9 protein-coding genes are annotated in these 17763 nt (G+C 72.8%); 6 read left to right on the top strand and 3 right to left on the bottom strand.

Annotated features, from left to right (window positions below; translation table 11 throughout):
* Position 1 precedes the first annotated feature (1 nt).
* A complete protein-coding gene (gene eccD, locus ACSHXN_RS08180; RefSeq protein ID WP_356111321.1) occupies positions 2 to 1402 on the bottom strand; it encodes a type VII secretion integral membrane protein EccD in 1401 nt (466 codons plus the stop codon).
* Between the two features lie 225 nt (positions 1403 to 1627).
* Here eccD and eccCa point away from each other — a divergent pair, with 225 nt between their 5' ends.
* Positions 1628 to 5548 (top strand): type VII secretion protein EccCa, encoded by a 3921-nt coding sequence (gene eccCa, locus ACSHXN_RS08175; RefSeq protein ID WP_356294920.1) that lies wholly within the window; start codon positions 1628 to 1630, stop codon positions 5546 to 5548.
* Between the two features lie 946 nt (positions 5549 to 6494).
* On the opposite strand, the gene ACSHXN_RS08170 is transcribed toward eccCa, so the two are convergent.
* The gene (locus ACSHXN_RS08170; protein ID WP_355138884.1) at positions 6495 to 7685 is read right to left on the bottom strand and encodes a S8 family serine peptidase; all 1191 of its coding nucleotides are present in this window, start codon (positions 7683 to 7685) and stop codon (positions 6495 to 6497) included.
* Positions 7686 to 7887: 202 nt separating this feature from the next.
* Between ACSHXN_RS08170 and ACSHXN_RS08165 the strand changes: the two genes are divergently transcribed.
* Positions 7888 to 8685, top strand: a complete 798-nt coding sequence (locus tag ACSHXN_RS08165) for an SAM-dependent methyltransferase (protein WP_355138882.1) — start codon at positions 7888 to 7890, stop codon at positions 8683 to 8685.
* 111 nt (positions 8686 to 8796) lie between these two features.
* Positions 8797 to 9345, top strand: a complete 549-nt coding sequence (locus ACSHXN_RS08160) for a YciI family protein (protein ID WP_356294888.1) — start codon at positions 8797 to 8799, stop codon at positions 9343 to 9345.
* Between the two features lie 70 nt (positions 9346 to 9415).
* Here the strand turns inward: ACSHXN_RS08160 and ACSHXN_RS08155 are convergent, their stop codons facing one another.
* Positions 9416 to 12736 carry a right-handed parallel beta-helix repeat-containing protein gene (locus ACSHXN_RS08155; protein ID WP_438302855.1) on the bottom strand — a complete coding sequence of 1107 codons (3321 nt, stop codon included), beginning with the start codon at positions 12734 to 12736 and terminating at the stop codon, positions 9416 to 9418.
* A 313-nt stretch (positions 12737 to 13049) separates the two neighbouring features.
* On the opposite strand from ACSHXN_RS08155, the gene ACSHXN_RS08150 reads away from it, so the two are divergent.
* The 3 genes from ACSHXN_RS08150 (at position 13050) to ACSHXN_RS08140 (ending at position 17555) form a co-directional block, all read left to right on the top strand.
* The gene (locus ACSHXN_RS08150; RefSeq protein ID WP_356111329.1) at positions 13050 to 14315 is read left to right on the top strand and encodes a serine hydrolase domain-containing protein; all 1266 of its coding nucleotides are present in this window, start codon (positions 13050 to 13052) and stop codon (positions 14313 to 14315) included.
* A 422-nt stretch (positions 14316 to 14737) separates the two neighbouring features.
* Positions 14738 to 16831: an elongation factor G gene (gene fusA, locus ACSHXN_RS08145; RefSeq protein WP_355138876.1), complete on the top strand. Its 2094-nt coding sequence runs from the start codon at positions 14738 to 14740 to the stop codon at positions 16829 to 16831.
* A gap of 220 nt (positions 16832 to 17051) precedes the next feature.
* On the top strand, positions 17052 to 17555 hold the full coding sequence (locus ACSHXN_RS08140; protein ID WP_355138874.1) for an SH3 domain-containing protein: 504 nt from the start codon (positions 17052 to 17054) through the stop codon (positions 17553 to 17555).
* Positions 17556 to 17763: the final 208 nt, after the last annotated feature.

Genomic DNA, 17763 nt, shown 5'->3' with positions numbered 1-17763 from the left:
GTCAGCCGTTGATCGCGCGCAGTGCGCCGAAGACGCCGAGCACCCACAGCGTCAGCGGCAACAGGCCGATCGCCAGCAGGGAATGGAACAGTTCGGCGGCGCGGCCCCAGTACGGGGCCATGCGCCGGCCCGGGATCGTCCAGGAGGCGATCGCCAGTACGGCGGCGAGGGCGAGCAGCCCCGCGACGAGGGTGGGCCGCTCGGCCGCATCCAGCGTGGCGGCGCCCTGAACGGCCAGCAGGAACACGCCCCAGGCGCCCGGCACCAGCAGCGTGAGCCGCTGCCCGGCGTTGACCATGCCCCGCCCGTGCAGCAGCAGAAGCAGCGACAGGGCGAGCGCGGTGAGTGCCTCGGGCAGGCTGGGCCGCCGGGCCAGCGCGACCAGGCAGCCCGCGCACACGACACCGGTTGCCCCGTACAGCGCGGTCATCCAGCCGCTCGCCAGTTCCGTGCGGGTGGCGACGTCCGAGCCGCGGTAGGGCTCGATGCCCTCCTGGAGTTGCTGAGGGCTCGTCGGCAGGGCGGGCATCCGCATGCCCGACAGCCGGAAGGACAGGGCCGGCACAAAACCGCCGAAGAGCACGACGACCGCCGCGACCGCCGCCGCGGCTGCGTCGACGGACAGGTCCAGCACGCTCATCAGGACGCCCGCGACCGCGGCGGTGACCGACACCACGGCACCGGCGAGGAAGAACGGGGTGTACACGGCCACCGCCGCCAGGGCGAGCACCGCGCCACCGGCGCCCGCGGCGCCCGCGGCCAGCAGCCGGGCGCCGAGCACATGGTGGGCGTCGGGGCCGGCTATCTCACCGCCCGGCAGCAGCCAGCCGGCCAGCGCCAGGCTGGGCGCGGCCAGGAACCCGAGCGTCGCCCCGCCCGCCGCGTCGCCCACCGCGCGCCCGGCGGAGGCGGCACCGGCGAGCAGCAGCAGACCGGCCATGCCCGCCGTGACGGCCCGGGCCGCGGCCGGGCCGGCGGGCCAGGCCAGGACTCCCAGGCCGGTCAGTACGGTGACGACGACCAGGGCGCGCAGCAGACGGCGGCTCGACTCGGTGCTCCAGCCGTGCAGCGTGTCCCGGGTGACACCGGCGATGCCGTCGACCAGATCGTCCAGACGCACCTCGGGCAGTGCCTCGGTGTGCGGGCGCAGATGGAGGACCTCGCCGTCCTTGAGATCCAGGGTCTCCAGCGTGCCTTCCTCGTCCAGCGGGCGGCCGCCGGGGCGTTGCAGCACCCAGCCGCCGTGTTCGAGGCCGCTCTCCTCCAGTTCCTCGCCCGCGTACTGCAGCAGGATCGGAAGGAGATCGGCGACGGGGACGTCGGCGGGCACCGCGAGGTCGAGCACTTTGGCGGGGGCACGGACGGTGAGGCGGCACAGACCGGCCACCGAGCTGTCAGTCATGAAAGGGGGCCACGCTTCCCGGGAGGCATCCGAGACGACTTGGACGTACGTGTGTTGCCCATGCAGACTACTGGGGCCGCCGTGGTGGCTGTGAACTGCCCGGGGGTCATCCGCTGGTCGCCTGCCCGATCGGGCACACCGTCCGCACACGGCATCGCCGTTTAAGGAGCCGGTTCGTTGAGCGTTGTCCTGTTCCGCCGCCCCGCCCGCCGCCGCGGGCCTCAGATGCCGCAGGGAGAGCTGAACCTCCAGGAGCCACCCACGCTTCCGGAGACGGTGCCGGACAACGCGGCCGTGTGGACCTATCTGCCCATGGCGATGATGTCCGTCTCCATGATGCTGATCTTCGTCAGGCCCGGCGCCTCGGCCAGCGTCTTCACCTACATGGCGCTCGGCATGATGGTGCTGGCCGCGGGGGCCATGATGGTCGGGCAGGTGATGCGCAAGGGGAGCGATCGCAAACAGCGACTGCGTGGCGAACGGCGTGACTATTTGCGCTACTTGTCCCAGACCCGCCGCAAAGTTCATCGGGCCGTGATCGAACAGCAACAAGCGCTGGCCTGGCGCCACCCGGCCCCCACGGCCCTGCGCTCGATGGTGCGCACCACCCGGCTGTGGGAGCGCCGGCCCAAGGACGACGACTTCGCCGAGGTCCGCATCGCCGTGGGCGACCAGCAGTTGGGTATGCGGCTGACCCCGCTGTCCACCAAGCCGGTGGAGGACCTCGACCCGCTGTCGGCGCATGCGCTGCGCCGGTTCGTACGGGCCTACAGCACCGTCCCGGACCAGCCGATCGCGCTCTACCTGCGGTCCTGGGCACGGGTGCTGCTGCGCGGCGACGAGAAGGCCGTACGGTCCGCGGTGCGCGCCGCGCTGTGCCAACTGGCGCTCTTCCATCCGCCGGAGGAGCTGTGGATCGCGCTGTGCGTCGCGGACGAGCGGCGGGCGGAGTGGGAGTGGGTCAAGTGGCTGCCGCACAATCTGCATCCGCAGGAGCAGGACGGTGCCGGACCCGCCCGTATGGTGGCGTCGGCCTTCAACGACCTGGAGGACCTGCTCGGGGCGGAGTTCACCGAACGTCCCGTCTTCGACCCCGACGCGCTGCCGGGCCGTGACGAGCCGTTCACCGTGATCGTGGTGGACGGTGTCACCGTGCCGGCGGGGCATCGGCTGGACGGGCCCGGATTCCGCAACACCGTCGTCGTCGACCTCTCGGGCGCCCTGCGCTGGCGTCCGGGCCGCACCACGCTGCGGCTCGACGTGCGGCCCGACTCGCTGCGCCTGGTGCGCACCGACAGCAGCCGCAAGGAGCAGACCACGACGCTGGGCCGGCCCGACGGGGTCGGACCCAAGGGCGCCGAGGCGCTCGCCAGGATGCTGGCGCCGTACCGGATGAGCCTGACCGCCGAGGCGGCGGAGCCGCTGGCCACGGACGTGGAACTGACCACCCTGCTGGGCATCCCCGATCTGCACCGCCACGATCCGGAGACGCTGTGGCGGCGCAGCATCGGGGCGGCCCGGCTGCGGGTGCCGGTCGCCGTCGGTGCCGACGGCGCCCCCGTCGAACTGGACATCAAGGAGTCCGCGCAGGGCGGTATGGGCCCTCACGGCATGCTGATCGGGGCGACCGGCTCCGGCAAGAGCGAACTGCTGCGCACCCTGGTCCTCGGCCTCGCCCTCACCAACTCCTCCGAGACCCTCAACTTCGTCCTGGTCGACTTCAAGGGCGGCGCGACCTTCCTCGGCCTGGACGAACTCCCGCACACCTCAGCGGTGATCACCAACCTGGCGGACGAGGTCGCCCTCGTGGAGCGCATGCAGGACGCCCTGCACGGTGAGCTGATACGCCGTCAGGAGCTGCTGCGGGCGGCGGGCAACTACACCTCGGCGCTGGAGTACGAGAAGGCGCGCGCGGCCGGGGCCGCTCTCGACCCGCTGCCGAGCCTGTTCGTGGTCGTCGACGAGTTCAGCGAACTGCTCGCCGCACACCGCGAGTTCATGGACCTGTTCGTCATGATCGGCCGCCTCGGACGGTCCCTCGGAGTGCATCTGCTGCTGGCCTCGCAGCGCCTGGACGAAGGGCGCATGCACCAGCTGGAGAGCCATCTGTCGTACCGCATCGGCCTGCGCACCTTCTCGGCGATGGAGAGCCGTGGTGTGCTCGGTGTGCCGGACGCCTACCAGCTGCCCTCACAGCCCGGCTCGGGCTTCCTGAAGAGCGGTGTCGAGGCGCTCACCCGGTTCCGGGCCGCCTATGTCTCCGGGGCCTACCGCCGCAGGCGGGGCGCCGCGGCCCAGGCGCGGGTGGCCAGTCAGGTGGTGCCCTGGACGGCGGGATGGGTCGTTCCGCGCACGCCCGCCCAACTGCCCGATCCGGAACCCTCGGCGGACGAGGCGGACGAGAGCGGCCCCTCGCTGCTCTCGGTCGCCCTGGACCGGCTGCGTGCCTCCGGGCCTGCGGCCCATGAGGTGTGGCTGCCGCCGCTGGACCTGCCGCCCACCCTGGGCGCACTGCTGCCCGGCCTCGCCCCGGACGCCGAACGCGGACTGACCTCGCAGCGGTGGCCGGGGACCGGGCGGCTGCGGGTACCGGTGGGCCTGGTGGACATGCCGTTCGAGCAGCGACGCGACCCGCTCGTCGTGGACCTCGCAGGCAGCGGCGGCCACATCGGTGTGGCGGGCGGCTCGCAGAGCGGCAAGTCGACCGTGCTGCGTACGCTGATCGCCGCGCTCGCGCTCACCCACACCCCGCGCGAAGTACAGTTCTACTGCCTCGACTTCGGTGGCGGAACGCTCTCCGCGCTCGCCGGTCTGCCGCATGTCGGCGGGGTCGCGGCCCGGTTGGACAGCGAACGGATCACCCGTACGGTGGCCGAGGTCACCGCGGTGCTCAACCACCGCGAGCAGTTCTTCCTCGACCACAACATCGACTCGATGGCGACCTACCGCAGGCGCCGGGCGGCCGGCGAGTTCCCCGACGAGCCGCACGGTGACGTCTTCCTCGTGGTGGACGGCTGGTCCACGGTCCGCCAGGACTTCGACACCCTCGTCCCCACCCTCAACCAGATCGCCGCACGCGGCCTGAACTACGGCATCCACCTGGTCGTCGCCGCAGCGCGCTGGATGGAGCTGTCCGCCCAGGTGCGCGACCAGATCGCCACCCGGCTCGAACTGCGGCTCGGCGACACGATGGACTCGGTGGTCGACGTACGCAAGGCCGCCACCGTGCCCCGCACGCCGGGCCGCGGTCTGACGACCGACACCAAGCTGCACTTCCTGTCCGCCCTGCCGCGCATCGACGGCAGCGACAGCGCCGAGGACCTCACCGACGGGGTGGCCCAGCTCGTGGAGAGCGTGGCCAAGGCGTGGCAGGGGCCTGCGGCCCCGCCGGTGCGGATGCTGCCGCACCGGCTCCCGGTCGCCGCACTGCCGACGCCGGAGGTGGCGGAGGGGTTGCGGATCCCGCTCGGTCTCGACGAGGAGACGCTGTCCCCGGTGTGGCACGACTTCAGCCGTACCCCGCACCTGATGGCCATCGGCGACACCGAGAGCGGCAAGACCAACCTGCTGCGGGTGGTCGCCGAATCCATCACGGCCCGCTACACCCCGGCCGAAGCCCGCATCTTGGTCGTGGACTACCGGCGCGAGCTGGTCGAGGCCGTGCCGGAGGAGTACCGCCTCGGCCATGCCGTCTCGGTGGACGGGCTGCGCGAGCTGGTGGGCGGTTCGGCGCGTGCCATCAAGACGCGGCTGCCCGGTCCCGACATCACTCCGGCCCGAATGCGGCAGGCGGACTGGTGGACGGGCCCACGGCTGTTCGTCCTCGTCGACGACTACGACATGGTCGGCGGCAGCAACGCCTTCGACCATCCCTTCGCGCCGCTCTTCGACCATCTGGCCCTGGGCCACGAGGTGGGTCTCCACCTGGTTGTCGTCCGCTCGGCCACGGGCGCGGGCCGAGGCCTCAACGACCAGTTGCTGCGCCGGCTCGACGAGGTCAACACCCCCGGGCTGCTGATGTCCTGCCCGCCCTCGGAGGGCTATGTCTTCGGCACCATCAAGCCGCGCAACCTGCCGCCGGGCCGAGCGCAGCACATCACCCGCCGCAAGCCGACCCTGATCCAGACGGCGCTCGTGGGGGAGTGACCCCGAGGGCCCCGAACGGCCGCAGCCGTCGGGGCCCTCAGCCTCCGGCCCGAGCCGGGCCGCCTGTCGCGAGGACGTGCACGGTGGGGTGGACAGGCCGACGGCGGTGGGTGCGCCGTGCGGTAGTGCCCGGGTGTCGGTTGCGGGTCCGTCGGCGCGGAAGTCAGCGCTGCGGCCCACGCGGCCGGCAGGAGCCGGTCCTGCGCCGGGCGCGGCGGATGTTTCCGCGGTGGGCCGGGTGGTTCGGAGGCGATGGGCTCGCCGCGAGTCGAGTCGAGTCGAGTCGGGACGGCGGTCCGTCGCGGGTCGGGCGCCGGTCGGGGGTTCGGCGGCAGGCCTGCGCCTGCCGCCGCGAGCGGAAGCGCGTGGTGGGCCGAGCCGCTTGCGGTCGTGTGTCCGCGGCGGCGTCTGGCCGGGTGGGGTCAGCGTTCGGCCGGGCGCCGGTCGGTGGTTCGGCGCCGCGGAATTCACTGCTGCGGTCCGTGCGGTCGGCAGGGGTCAGTCCTGGGTCCGCCGCGGCGAGCAGTAGGGCACGGTGGGCCGGGCTGCTCCTGGTTGTGGGTGTGCCGCGCGGTCCGGGTGGGGTGGGGGTCAGCGGCGGGTCGGGTGCCAGTCGTGGGTTCGGTGGCGGGAATTGCCGCTGAGGTCCGTGCGGCGGGCAGGGGCAGTCCTGGGTCCGCCGCGGCGAGCAGTAGGGCACGGTGGGCCGGGCTGCTCCTGGTTGTGGGTGTGCCGCGCGGTCCGGGTGGGGTGGGGGTCAGCGGCGGGTCGGGTGCCAGTCGTGGGTTCGGTGGCGGGAATTGCCGCTGAGGTCCGTGCGGCGGGCAGGGGCAGTCCTGGGTCCGCCGCGGCGAGCAGTAGGGCACCCCAGCGCCGCGAGCGGAAGCGCACCCGCCCGGGCCGCTCGCCGTCGTGGGTGTGCCGCGCGGTCCGGCAGGGGCGGGGGTCAGTGGCGGGCCGGGCGCCAGTTGCGGGCCCGGCCGCGCGGAATCACCACCGAGGCCCAGACGACCAGCAGGACCAGTCCCGCGCCCGCCGCCGCGAGCACGACCGCACGGTGGGTCGCGCGCTCGCCGGCCGCGTCGGAGTGGAGACGGACCGGCGGGGCCGGCCGGGCCCGTGCGGCCCCGGCGGCCGGCTCCCGCACGGAGGCGAGGGCCGCGTAGGGGTCGAGGCGCGGCACGTCCGCCGGATAGGCCGTGGTCGTCAACTGCTGGGCGACCTGGGCCGCCGTGAGGTCGGGATGCGCGGCGCGGACGATCGCCGCCGTACCGGCGACGTAGGCCGCGGCGAGCGACGCACCGGAGCCGATGAAGTGTCCCGTCCCCTTCGGACCGGGGCCCACGACTCCGTCGCCCGGCGCGGCGAGGTCGGCGGAGCCGGGAGTGTAGGCCCCGTCGGGGCGCTTGCCGGCGACGTCGACGTCGAGCACGGACAGCACGCCCTGCTGGGCGGCCGGCCAGTAGTCGTGCGGCGGCGGCGGAGAGGACGAGGTGGCGGTCGTGGGCGCGTCGGGCACCGCGGCGGCCACGATCAGGGCGTCCCGGTCGGCGGCATGACGGACGGCCGAGGTCAGGGCGTCGGAGCCCTGGACGAGGGCGGGGGACACCTCGATGATCCGTGCCCCGGCGTCCACCGCGGCACGGATGCCCGCGGCGACACCGGCGGCGGTCGCGACACCGTGCTCGTCCGTGCCCCGGACGCCCAGGACGCGTGCCCCCTGGGCCACCCCCGCGAAACGCACGCCCTTCGCCGGGGCGGAGGCGATGATCCCGGCGACGAAACTTCCGTGCCCCACGCAGTCCACGCCCGCGCCGCCGACCGCCGTGACACGGCCCTTCAGGGTCGGCGCCTGCTCCGAGACCCCGGTGTCGACGACCGCGACGGTCACGCCCGCACCGGTTCCCCACTGCCGGACGCCGGACAGGCCCAGGGAGTGCTGTTCCCACGGCACCGCGGAGGCCACCGCGCTCGACGCACCCGTGCAGGCGGCACCGTCGGCGAGGCGTGACTTCAGCACCGGCAGTCGTACGGTGGTGCCCGCCGCGAAGGCCACGGGGGACGTCGTCCCCAATGCCGTCACCGTTGTGAGGACCAGCGGTATCAGCGCTCGCAGGGAGCGGGGGAGGCGACGCATGGCACGCATACTAGAGCGTGTCGTGGAAGCCCTCGGCGTCGCGGACCCCCCGTTGGCGGCCGTCGCTCGCCCCCCGACGGATCGCCGTGCCGTTCCCTCGTCCACTACGACCCAACTACCCTCGTGCAAGCGTGAGTTGATGTGGAAAACTGTCGTCGGCCGTACACGGGCAGGGCCGTGGGGCCGTCGAGAGGAGCGCGGTGTGGGACAGGACGGCCTGCGCACGGACGGGATCGACACGAGCAGGCCGCACCCCGCGCGGATCTACGACTATCTGCTGGGCGGCAAGGACCATTTCGAAGTCGACCGGCAGGCCGGCGAGGAACTCGCCGCCGCCGCACCCGAGGTCCGGGCCGGCCTGCGGGCCAACCGCGCCTTCCTGGGGCGCGCCGTCCGCCATGTGATCGGAACAGGGGTCAGCCAGATCCTCGACATCGGGTGCGGACTGCCCACCTCGCCCGATGTCCACGAGACCGCCCGGCAGCAGGCACCGGACGTGCGCGTCGTGTACGTCGACAACGATCCCATCGTGAAGGCACAGGGAGACGCGCTGCTCGGCCGTGCGGGGGCGACCGGGATCGTGCTCGCCGACCTGCGCGACCCCCTGGCCGTCGTGGGCCACCCCGACGTCCACCGGGTCATCGACTTCGACGAGCCCGTCGCCCTGCTTCTCGGGGCCGTCCTGCACTTCATCACAGACGCCGAGAACCCCGCGCAGATCGTCGCCACCCTGCGTGACGCGCTCCCGGCCGGAAGCTTCCTGGTGCTCTCCCACGCCACGGGCGACTTCGCCGATCGCAGCAGGGCGCAGTCGGTCTACAACAGAGCGACCGCCACCTTGAACCTGAGGTCCCGCGTCGAGGTCGAGCGATTCTTCGCCGGTTTCGACCTGCTCGAGCCGGGCCTGGCCCAGATCCCCTTCTGGCGCCCGGACGGCCCGCCGCCGGCAGGGTCCGAGGCGATCGGCTTCTACGGGGGCGTGGCCCGCAGGACCGGCTGAACGGCCGCTCGCCGCACGGTGTGCCACGGACCCGCTCGCGAAGACAGGGCCCAGGAGGGGTGCGTCGGGCACGGGTTGTGATCGCCCGGCGGGTCGGGACAGGCTGTGCGCATGGAGTTCTTCTGTTACCACCGCGACCGGCCCGGCTCCGTCGCGCTGCGCGGCGCGCTGCTGGAGGAGCACTGGTCCTACATGGACCGGTTCGCGGCCCAGCTGATCGCTCGCGGCCCCACCTTCGCCGACGACGGTGAGACGCCCACCGGGAGCGTGCACATCGTCGACCTGCCCGATCCCGTGGCAGCGCGCGCGTTCGCCTTCGACGAGCCCAACCACCAGGCCGGTGTGTACCGGGACGTGCTGCTGCGCCGCTGGCGCAACCTGCTGGGGCGCACCATGTGGGACTTCCCCGGTGGGCGCACCGGCGGCAACCGCTACCTGGTGCTCGGTCTCGGCTCGGGTCCGGCCGCCGATCTCGATGTGCCCGCCGACCGGGACGGGCTGATCGCGTACGGTCCTCTGCTGTCCGACGACGCCGCCACCTGGCTGGGCACGGCGGCGCTGCTCCGGGCCCCGGACCCGGACACGGCACGTGCCGTCCTCACCCCGGAGCACTACGCCGGCATCGAGGTCCACGAGTGGGAGTTCGGCGGACGGAGGTGACGGCTCGGGACGTACCGAGCCGCCGGTGCCGGGCCCGCGACGGCCCGGACCCGGACCCGGACTCCGTCCGTCACACGACGGGCTCCTGCCAGGGCGCGTCGCCGGGCACCAGCAGACGCAGGTCCTCGATGCCCGGCGCCGCCATCGTGCTCAGCCTGCCGGCCTGACGGGTCATCATGCCCTCCAGGACCTGGCGGGCGAGCCGCGCGTTGCCGAACGAGCGGTCACGCGGCAGTGAGTCGAAGTACTTGCGCAGCACCTGGCCCGTACCCGGCCCGCATTCGTATCCCGCCGAGGTGGCGTGCTGGCGCACGATGGTCACCAGCTCGTCCGAGGAGTAGTCCGGGAACTCGACCCGCCGGGAGAAGCGGGACGACAGACCGGGGTTGGAGGACAGGAAGCGCTCCATCTCCTCCGTGTAGCCGGCGACGATCACCACGACCTCGTCGCGGTGGTCCTCCATGAGCTTGAGCAGCGTGTCCACCGCCTCCCGCCCGAAGTCGGAGCCCGCGGACGGCCCCGACGGCGTCAGGGTGTAGGCCTCGTCGACGAACAGCACACCGCCCAGGGCCCGTTCGAAGACCTCGCGGGTGAGCTGGGCGGTGTGGCCGACGTACCGGCCCACCAGGTCCGCACGGGACACCTCCACCAGCTGGCCGCGTGGCAGTACGCCGAGGGAGACGAGGAGTTCGCCGTAGAGCCGTGCGACGGTGGTCTTGCCCGTGCCGGGCGGTCCGGTGAAGACCAGATGGTGGCTGATGCGCGGTACCGGAAGCCCGGCGGCCTCGCGCTGGCGCGCGGTGGACAGAAGGTTGACCAGGTCGGTGACGTCCCGCTTGACGGCGGCCAGGCCCACGAGGTCGCCCAGCCGGGCCAGCGGGTCGCTCTCCTGCCCCGCGGTGGACTCGCCCGACACGGCCGCGGCGACCTCCTCACCGAGGTCCTCCGCCACAAGCAGCGTCAGGTCCCGCTCGCCGACGTCCGACAACGACGCCAGCCGGAACGCCTGCCGGTCCACCATCTCCTCGAACACCTGCCGGGCCGCCCGGCCGTTGCCGAACGTGGCGTCCTTCGGCATGCGCTCGAAGTGCAGGGCGAGCGCCTTGCGCGCGGTGTCGTCCAGCTCGTACTGGTGGCGGGCGCACATGCTCTCCACGATCGCCACCAGCTCCGGCACCGCGTAGTTCTCGAACTCGACGGTGCGGGAGAAACGCGACGCCAGACCGGGGTTGGAGGCGAGGAACGCCTCCATCTCGGCGGAGTACCCCGCCGCCACCACCACGATGTCCTCGCGGTGGTCCTCCATCAGCTTCAGCAGCGTGTCCACGGCCTCCCGGCCGAAGTCGGCGCCCGAACTGCGTCCGTCGGACAACAGGGTGTAGGCCTCGTCGATGAAGAGCACGCCACCGAGCGCCTTGGTGAAGGTCTCGGTGGTCTTGATCGCGGTGCCGCCCACGATCTGGGCGACCAGGTCGGCACGCGAGACCTCGACCAGGTGTCCCGAGCGCAGTGCGCCCAGTTCGGCGAGGATGGTGCCGTACAGGCGTGCGACGGTCGTCTTACCGGTGCCGGGCGGGCCGGCGAAGACGAGGTGGCGGCTCATCGGCGGCGCGGACATGCCGAGCCGGGCACGGCGCTGGGCGAGCTGGGTGAGGTTGACGAGCGTGCGGACCTGGTGCTTGACGTTCTCCAGACCGATGAGGCCGTCGAGCGCGGCCAGCGGCCCGTCCTCGCGGGTGAGCCCCGTGTCACCGTCGCCGCCGGACGCCGGGTCGGTGCCCTCGGCCTCACCGAGTCCCCATGCGTCCCGCTTGCCGTTCCCGCTGCTGGTCAGCCCCTCGACGGCGAGCCGGTCTCCGGGCCTGGCCTGGACCAGGCCGCCTCCGGCGTTGTCGCGGGCGGTGCAGTTGACGACGGACACCGGTGAGGTGCTCTCGATCCGGTAGCCGTCCTTGGCGCTCGCGGCCACCTCGCAGGCGTTGAACGAGCCCCGCCCGCCGTCGGCGACGAGGACGCCGTGACCGGTGCTCCCGCTCACCTTCACCCGGGTGGCGGTGACCTCCCCGTCCTCCTGCACGGTGATCCCCGCCTCGGCGGGGGCACGGACCTCGCAGTCCCGGACGGTCATGATGCCGCCGGCGCCGATCGACAGACCGCCCGCGGACGGGGAATCGACACTGCCGCCGCCGACGTAGACGTTGCCGTCGTCCTCGGACCGGATGCCCGCGCCGCCCGGCCGCTCGATCTCGCAGTCCTCCAGCCGCCCCCGGCCGTCCTTCACGACCTCGACTCCGTGGCCGCCCGGTGCGCTGATGCGGGCACGGCGCAGCAGCGGATTGGCCCCGGTGCGTATGGAGACACCCGCCCCGGCCGCGTCGAGGATCTCCATCCGGTCCAGTTCGGCGGCCGAGTCCTCCTCCAGCAGCACGGCCGTCTCCGCGCAGTCGCGGATCGTCAGCCCGACCAGGACGGGGGAGGCCGATCCCGTCACCCGCAGCGCCGGTGCCTGCGCCGCGTCCAGCCAGCAGTCCTCGAAGGTGCCCCGCGAACGCTCGGTGACCAGCAGTCCGTGGCTCTTGGTGCGGGCCGTGCGGCAGCGGCGCAGCAGCGGGTCGGTGCCACCGCCCAGCACCACGCCCGGTCCCGAGGTGCCGGTGACCCGCACGTCCTCGAGCGTCGTACGGGACTGGCTGGTGAGGTGGACGCCGGTGCTCGTGTCGTGGACGACCGTGCGCAGCACCCGGGTGGTGCTGCGGTCCTCCAGCGCGATGGCCGGTTTGTCGGTGGAGGAGATGTCGCACTCCTCGACGGAGCCCTGTGCCTCGCCGTTGGCGAGCACACCGTTGCCGCGGGCGTCACGGATGGTGCAGCCGCGCACGGTGATCCGGCCGCTCTCACCGATCACCACGCCCGAGGTGCCGAGATGTTCGATGGTGCAGGACTCGATGGAGCTGTCCACGGCCGAGGTGGCGACCACCCCGGCACCCCCCGGATTGCTGATCCGGCAGTCCCGCAGGGCCAGCGAGCCGCTGCCCCGGGCCAGCAGCGCGGCCCAGGCGGTACCGCTGACCTCGCAGCCGTCCATCGCGACCTGCCCGCGCGGGACGTCGATGACCGGCAGTTCGTCGTCCCGGCCCCGGATCACGAGGTCGGTGAGCAGCACGGCGTCCGCCTTCAGCACCACGGCGCTGCCCCGGCGTGGGGCTATCTCGACCGTGCCGCGGGACTGTTCGGCGACGATGGTGACCGGGGTGGTGATCGTCAGGTTCTCCGCGTAGGTACCGGGGAGAACGCTGATGACGGCTCCGCTGCGCGCCCTCGCCAGGGCCTCACCGATCGTCCGATAGCCGCCCGGCCGCTCGTGGCCGACGGTCAGTACCTGGCGTGACAAGCGTGAACCTCCTGTAGACGGCACCGGCGTCCACGGGACCGGGATGCCCGGCGGTGCCTGGCGTGAGCGGCACCATCATGCCGGGCGACAGGAGCGCCCGGCCACACCAGCCCTGTCGCACCGCCGAATCCGCCCGGCTCGGAACACCCGGCGGCCCGCCCCGCCCGGACTGTCCGTCGGCCGCCGTCCGGTGCGTCCCCCACCTGGCGGAACCCGCCGCGGGCCACACCGCCACCCGACATATGCTGACTTGGAACCCCGGGGGTCGTGACCTACGGCAGGCCGTGCTCCGCGGCCCGGTTGGAGTCAGCCCATGACGCATTCGCGTGGACGGCTGCGCAGGGCGGCCGCGACGGTCGCCACGGCAGGGACGCTCGTACTGCCGCTCGTCGCCGCGGCCACGTTCGGTATGCCGGAGCCGGACACCAACGCCGTCACCGTCGCCCTGCCGCACCTGCCGCCCGACGCCACGCCGTTGGCCACTCAGGACGTACGGGACCTCACGCCCGACGTGCGGCGGCAACTCGACACGGCCGTGCGCCGGGTCATGCGGGAGGCGGACGTGCCGGGGGTGACCGTGGGGCTGTGGATGCAGGACAGGGGCAAATACGTGCGGTCGTTCGGGGTCGCGGACAAGGCCGGCGGGGAGCGGATGTCCCGGAACCTGGACGTGCGGATCGGCAGTGAGACCAAGACGTTCACCGTGACGGCCCTGCTCCAGCTCGTCGATCTGGGCAGGGCCGCCCTGGACGATCCCATCGGGAAGTACGTCGAGGGCGTGCCGAACGGGGACAGGATCACCCTGCGCGACCTGGCCGGGATGCGCAGCGGGCTGTTCAACTACTCCGAGGACGACGACTTCTACCGGGCACTGACCTCCGATCCTCGGCGTTCCTTCACACCGCGGCAACTGCTGGACTACTCCTTCCGGCACCCCGTGCAGTTCTCGCCGGGAGAGAAGTTCGACTACTGCAACACGAACCTCGTCCTGCTCGGTCTGGTCGTCGAGAAGGTCAGCGGTCAGCGGCTCGGGGACTTCATCGAGAAGAACATCCTCGCCCCGGCCGGGCTGCACCACACGTCGTTCCCGTCCGACGCGACGTTCCCGGCCCCGCACGCGCAGGGGTACACGGCCCAGACCGCGAGCGGGAAGACCGAGGACGCGGCCGACTGGAACCCCTCCTGGGGCTGGGCGGCCGGAGCGATGATCTCCGATCTGCGCGATCTGAGCGTCTGGGCGCGTACGGTCGCCACGGGCACGCTCCCGAACGGCGGCCCGCTGATCAGCCCCGCCCTGCAGAGGCAGCGTCTGACCACGCCCCCGACCGCGATCCGCGGCGCGGGGTACGGACTCGGCATCTTCAACGTACGGGGCTGGCTCGGGCACAACGGATCACTGCCGGGCTACGAGTCCCTGACGGTGTACCTCCCGTCGGCGCGGGCGACGCTCGTGATCCTGCTCAACACCGACATCGACCATGACGGTCAGGAGCCCAGCACACTTTTCGGCGAAGCCGTCACGAGGATCGCCACGCCCGGGCACGTCTTCGACCTGCGCGCCCAGCCCGCGGCCCGGTGACGGACGACGGACCGGTCGCAGGCGGGCAGTTCGGGGATCGTGCGGGCTGCGGTCCGCCTCCGGGCCGGGAAGAAAATCCGGTGCCTGCGTCCCGGCCCGCTCCCTACACTCGTCACACATCGCGCGCCGCCACGTCTGTGCGGCGCGTTCCGTGACCAGTGAGGGGAGCCGGCCGTGCGTGAGCCCACCACCGTCGTCGTCCCCCCGTCGCGGTCCGAGGTGATTCCGGTGTCCCGGAAGGTCCGGTGCCGGCTGCGCGGCCGGCACCGGATGCCCGTGACGAACGACTGACGTCCGAGACCCCTCCGCCCGAGCACGCCGTGCCGGGCCGAGCCGTCGCGTCTCGAACCGCTTCTGCGCCGGGCCCGTTCGCCCGGGAATCGCGCCGCCCTGTTCGGAATCACCCTGAAAGGCCACGGGCCGTGCGTACCGACCTGCTCCGTCACCTCACCAGTCCGCTCACCGCCGTTCGCAACCTGGGCATCCTGGCCCACGTCGACGCCGGTAAGACCACCGTCACCGAGCGGATCCTGTTTGCCACCGGGACCACCCACAAACGCGGGGAGGTCCATGACGGCACGACCGTCACCGACTTCGACCCCCAGGAGCGCGATCGTGGGATCACCATCTTCGCCGCGGCGGCCAGTTGTGCCTGGGACGGCCACCGGATCAACCTGATCGACACTCCGGGCCACGTCGACTTCGCCGACGAGGTCGAGCGTTCGCTGCGCGTACTGGACGGAGCGATCGCGGTGTTCGACGCGGTCGCGGGCGTCGAGCCGCAGAGCGAGTCGGTGTGGCGGCAGGCCGACCGCCACGGGGTGCCGCGGATCGCCTTCGTCAACAAGCTGGACCGTGCGGGTGCCGATCTCGACACGGCGGTGGAGTCGATCCGGCGGCGGCTGCATCCCGCCCCGCTGGTCGTGCAGATGCCGATCGGCGCGGAGGCGGACTTCACCGGTGTGGTGGACCTGCTGCGCATGCGGTCGCTGATCTGGACCGACGGCATCGACACGGCCGAGGAGGGCCCGGTACCGGACGCCCTGCGTGCGGAGGCGCTGCGGCGTCGCAGACTGCTGGAGGAGGCCGTGGCCGAACTGCACCCGTCGGCGCTGGAGGAGTTCTGCGCCGCTTCGGCGCTCGGCGAGCGGACGCTCGGCCGTGCGCTGCGCGACCTCACGCGCACGGGCGACGGCTTGGTGGTGCTGTGCGGCTCCGCCTACCGCAACCGCGGTGTCGAGCCGCTGCTGGACGCCGTCGTGGCGTATCTGCCCTCGCCCCTGGACGTGCCCGCGGTGCGCGGCACCGTGGACGGCGTGGAGCGGGAGCGGGCGGCCGATCCGGCGGCGCCGTTCGCGGCGCTGGCGTTCAAGGTGCAGGCGGGTGCCACCGGCCGGCTCACGTATCTGCGTGTCTATTCGGGCACCTTGAGGAAGGGGGAGACGGTGATGGACGCGGGAGCCGGGCGTACCGAGCGGATCGCCCGGATCCTGCGGGTGCGGGCCGACCGCCATACGGAGCTGGAACTGGCCGTGGCCGGCGACATCGTCGCGGTGGTCGGTCCGAAGGCGGCCCGTCCCGGATCGACGCTGTGCGCACCGGGGGCACCATTTGTCCTCGAAGCGCCCACGGTCGCCGAACCGGTGGTCTCGGTCGCGCTCGAGGCCCGCAGGAGCGCCGACGCCGGCAGGCTGGGTCCGGCACTGGCGCGACTGGTCGAGGAGGACCCCTCACTGGCTCTGCGGACCGACCCGGAGACCGGGCAGACGGTGCTGTCCGGCATGGGTGAACTGCACCTGGAGGTGGCGGTGGAGAAGATCCGCCGCGACCACGGACTCGACCTCGCCGTCGGCCGGCCGCGGGTGACGTACCGGGAGACCGTGGCCCGCGGTGTCACCGGCCTGGTGTACCGGCACGTCAAACAGGACGGCGGTGCGGGTCAGTTCGCCCATGTCGTCCTCGACGTGGAGCCGTTGCCGCCCGAGGGCGACGGTGACGCCGCGACCGGTTTCGCGTTCCGCTCGGCCGTCGTGGGCGGCCGGGTGCCGCAGGAGTACGCACGGGCCGTGGAGGCCGGTTGCCGGGACGCCCTGGCCGAGGGGCCGCTCGGCGGTCATCGGGTGACCGGGCTGCGCGTCGTGCTGACGGACGGCGCGATCCATCCGAAGGACTCCTCGGAGACGGCGTTCCGCACGGCCGGGCGGCTCGGCCTGCGGGCCGCGCTGCGGGCGTGCTCGATGCTCCTGCTGGAGCCCGTGGCCGAGGTCACGGTGACCGTGCCCGACGACGCCGTCGGCGGGGTGCTGGGCGATCTGGCGGCGCGCCGTGGCCGGATCACGGGTTCCACGGCGCGGTTGGGCGGCACGGTGGTCACCGCCACCGTGCCGGTGGCCGAACTGTTCGGCTACGCGACCCGGTTGCGCAGCCGTACCCAGGGCCGCGGGTCCTTCACCGCCAGGCCGGCCGGTCATGTCCGGGCTCAGGGCGCCGCGTCCGACGGGACGGTGCCCCGGTAGGGCCCGGCGACGGCCTCGCCCCGAGCGGGCGGGGCCGTCCGGGCGCCCCGGGGCCTGCGTGGTGGGGACGGGCGTCGGCAGGTCAGGGCGCCCGCCCCGTCCCACGGGACGTTCCTCGCGTCCCTGGAACGCTGGAACGGAATTCCCGGGCGTCGGCACGGAAACGCTGGGCGACGTGAGATCACGCCTCGTGATCGGCACTGTCAGCACGGAGGTTTCCATGATTCGTCGGACACTGCAGGGCGGCCTGATGGCCGCGGTCGCGATGTTCGCGCTCGTGCCCTCGGCGGCCCTTGCCGCCGAGGGCGACCACGCCGGCCCGGCATCGGTCGTCGTGACGGTTCCGCACCGCCCGCACACGCAGTTCCCGGTCCCCGCCCGGCACACTCCCGTCCGTCACCGCGCGCACCGGTTCACGCACCACCACCACTACGTCCGGCACACGCGCCGCGTCCACCACGTCACGGGGGCGGCGTACCACCACCGTGCCCGGCGGGTCGTGGGCCGGGTCGCCACGCAGCACAGGTCGCTGAACGTCCGCTCCGGCCCCGGACTCGGCTACCGTGTGATCAGCCACCGCCGGGCGCAGGGCCGGGTGTTGCTGGTCTGCAAGAAGCACGGCTCGTACGTCTTCGGGAACCGGCGCTGGTACCGGCTCGCGGGCGGCAGGGGATACGTCTCCGCCCACTACGTCCGTCCGCGGAGCACCGTGCGCTGGTGCTGAAGCCCCACCCTCAACCCCTCCAGGAAATCGGTCTGCCCGGGCACCCCGTGTGTCCGGGCAGACCGTCGGTGCGTCCCGGTCCCGTCGGTTCACCCTCCTCATACCGCTCCCGATGTGTGACGGCCCCTCAAACAAGGGAACACATCCCCACAACGTGGGCGAACCGCCCAAAGTGGAATCGGCGTTGAGGGAAAGGTCATGCGACAGT

Origin of the sequence: Streptomyces sp. HUAS TT11 (assembly GCF_051553595.1) — a bacterium.
Lineage (GTDB): Bacteria > Actinomycetota > Actinomycetes > Streptomycetales > Streptomycetaceae > Streptomyces.
The sequence above is the reverse complement of the archived record's forward strand: the minus strand, read 5'-3'. Positions and strand labels throughout refer to the sequence as shown.

Coding starts and splice junctions, on each gene's coding strand:
- eccD (WP_356111321.1), bottom strand. CDS start 1,402: ATGACTGACAGCTCGGTGGCCGGTCTGTGCCGCCTCACCGTCCGTGCC.
- eccCa (WP_356294920.1), top strand. CDS start 1,628: ATGCCGCAGGGAGAGCTGAACCTCCAGGAGCCACCCACGCTTCCGGAG.
- ACSHXN_RS08170 (WP_355138884.1), bottom strand. CDS start 7,685: ATGCGTCGCCTCCCCCGCTCCCTGCGAGCGCTGATACCGCTGGTCCTC.
- ACSHXN_RS08160 (WP_356294888.1), top strand. CDS start 8,797: ATGGAGTTCTTCTGTTACCACCGCGACCGGCCCGGCTCCGTCGCGCTG.
- ACSHXN_RS08150 (WP_356111329.1), top strand. CDS start 13,050: ATGACGCATTCGCGTGGACGGCTGCGCAGGGCGGCCGCGACGGTCGCC.
- ACSHXN_RS08140 (WP_355138874.1), top strand. CDS start 17,052: ATGATTCGTCGGACACTGCAGGGCGGCCTGATGGCCGCGGTCGCGATG.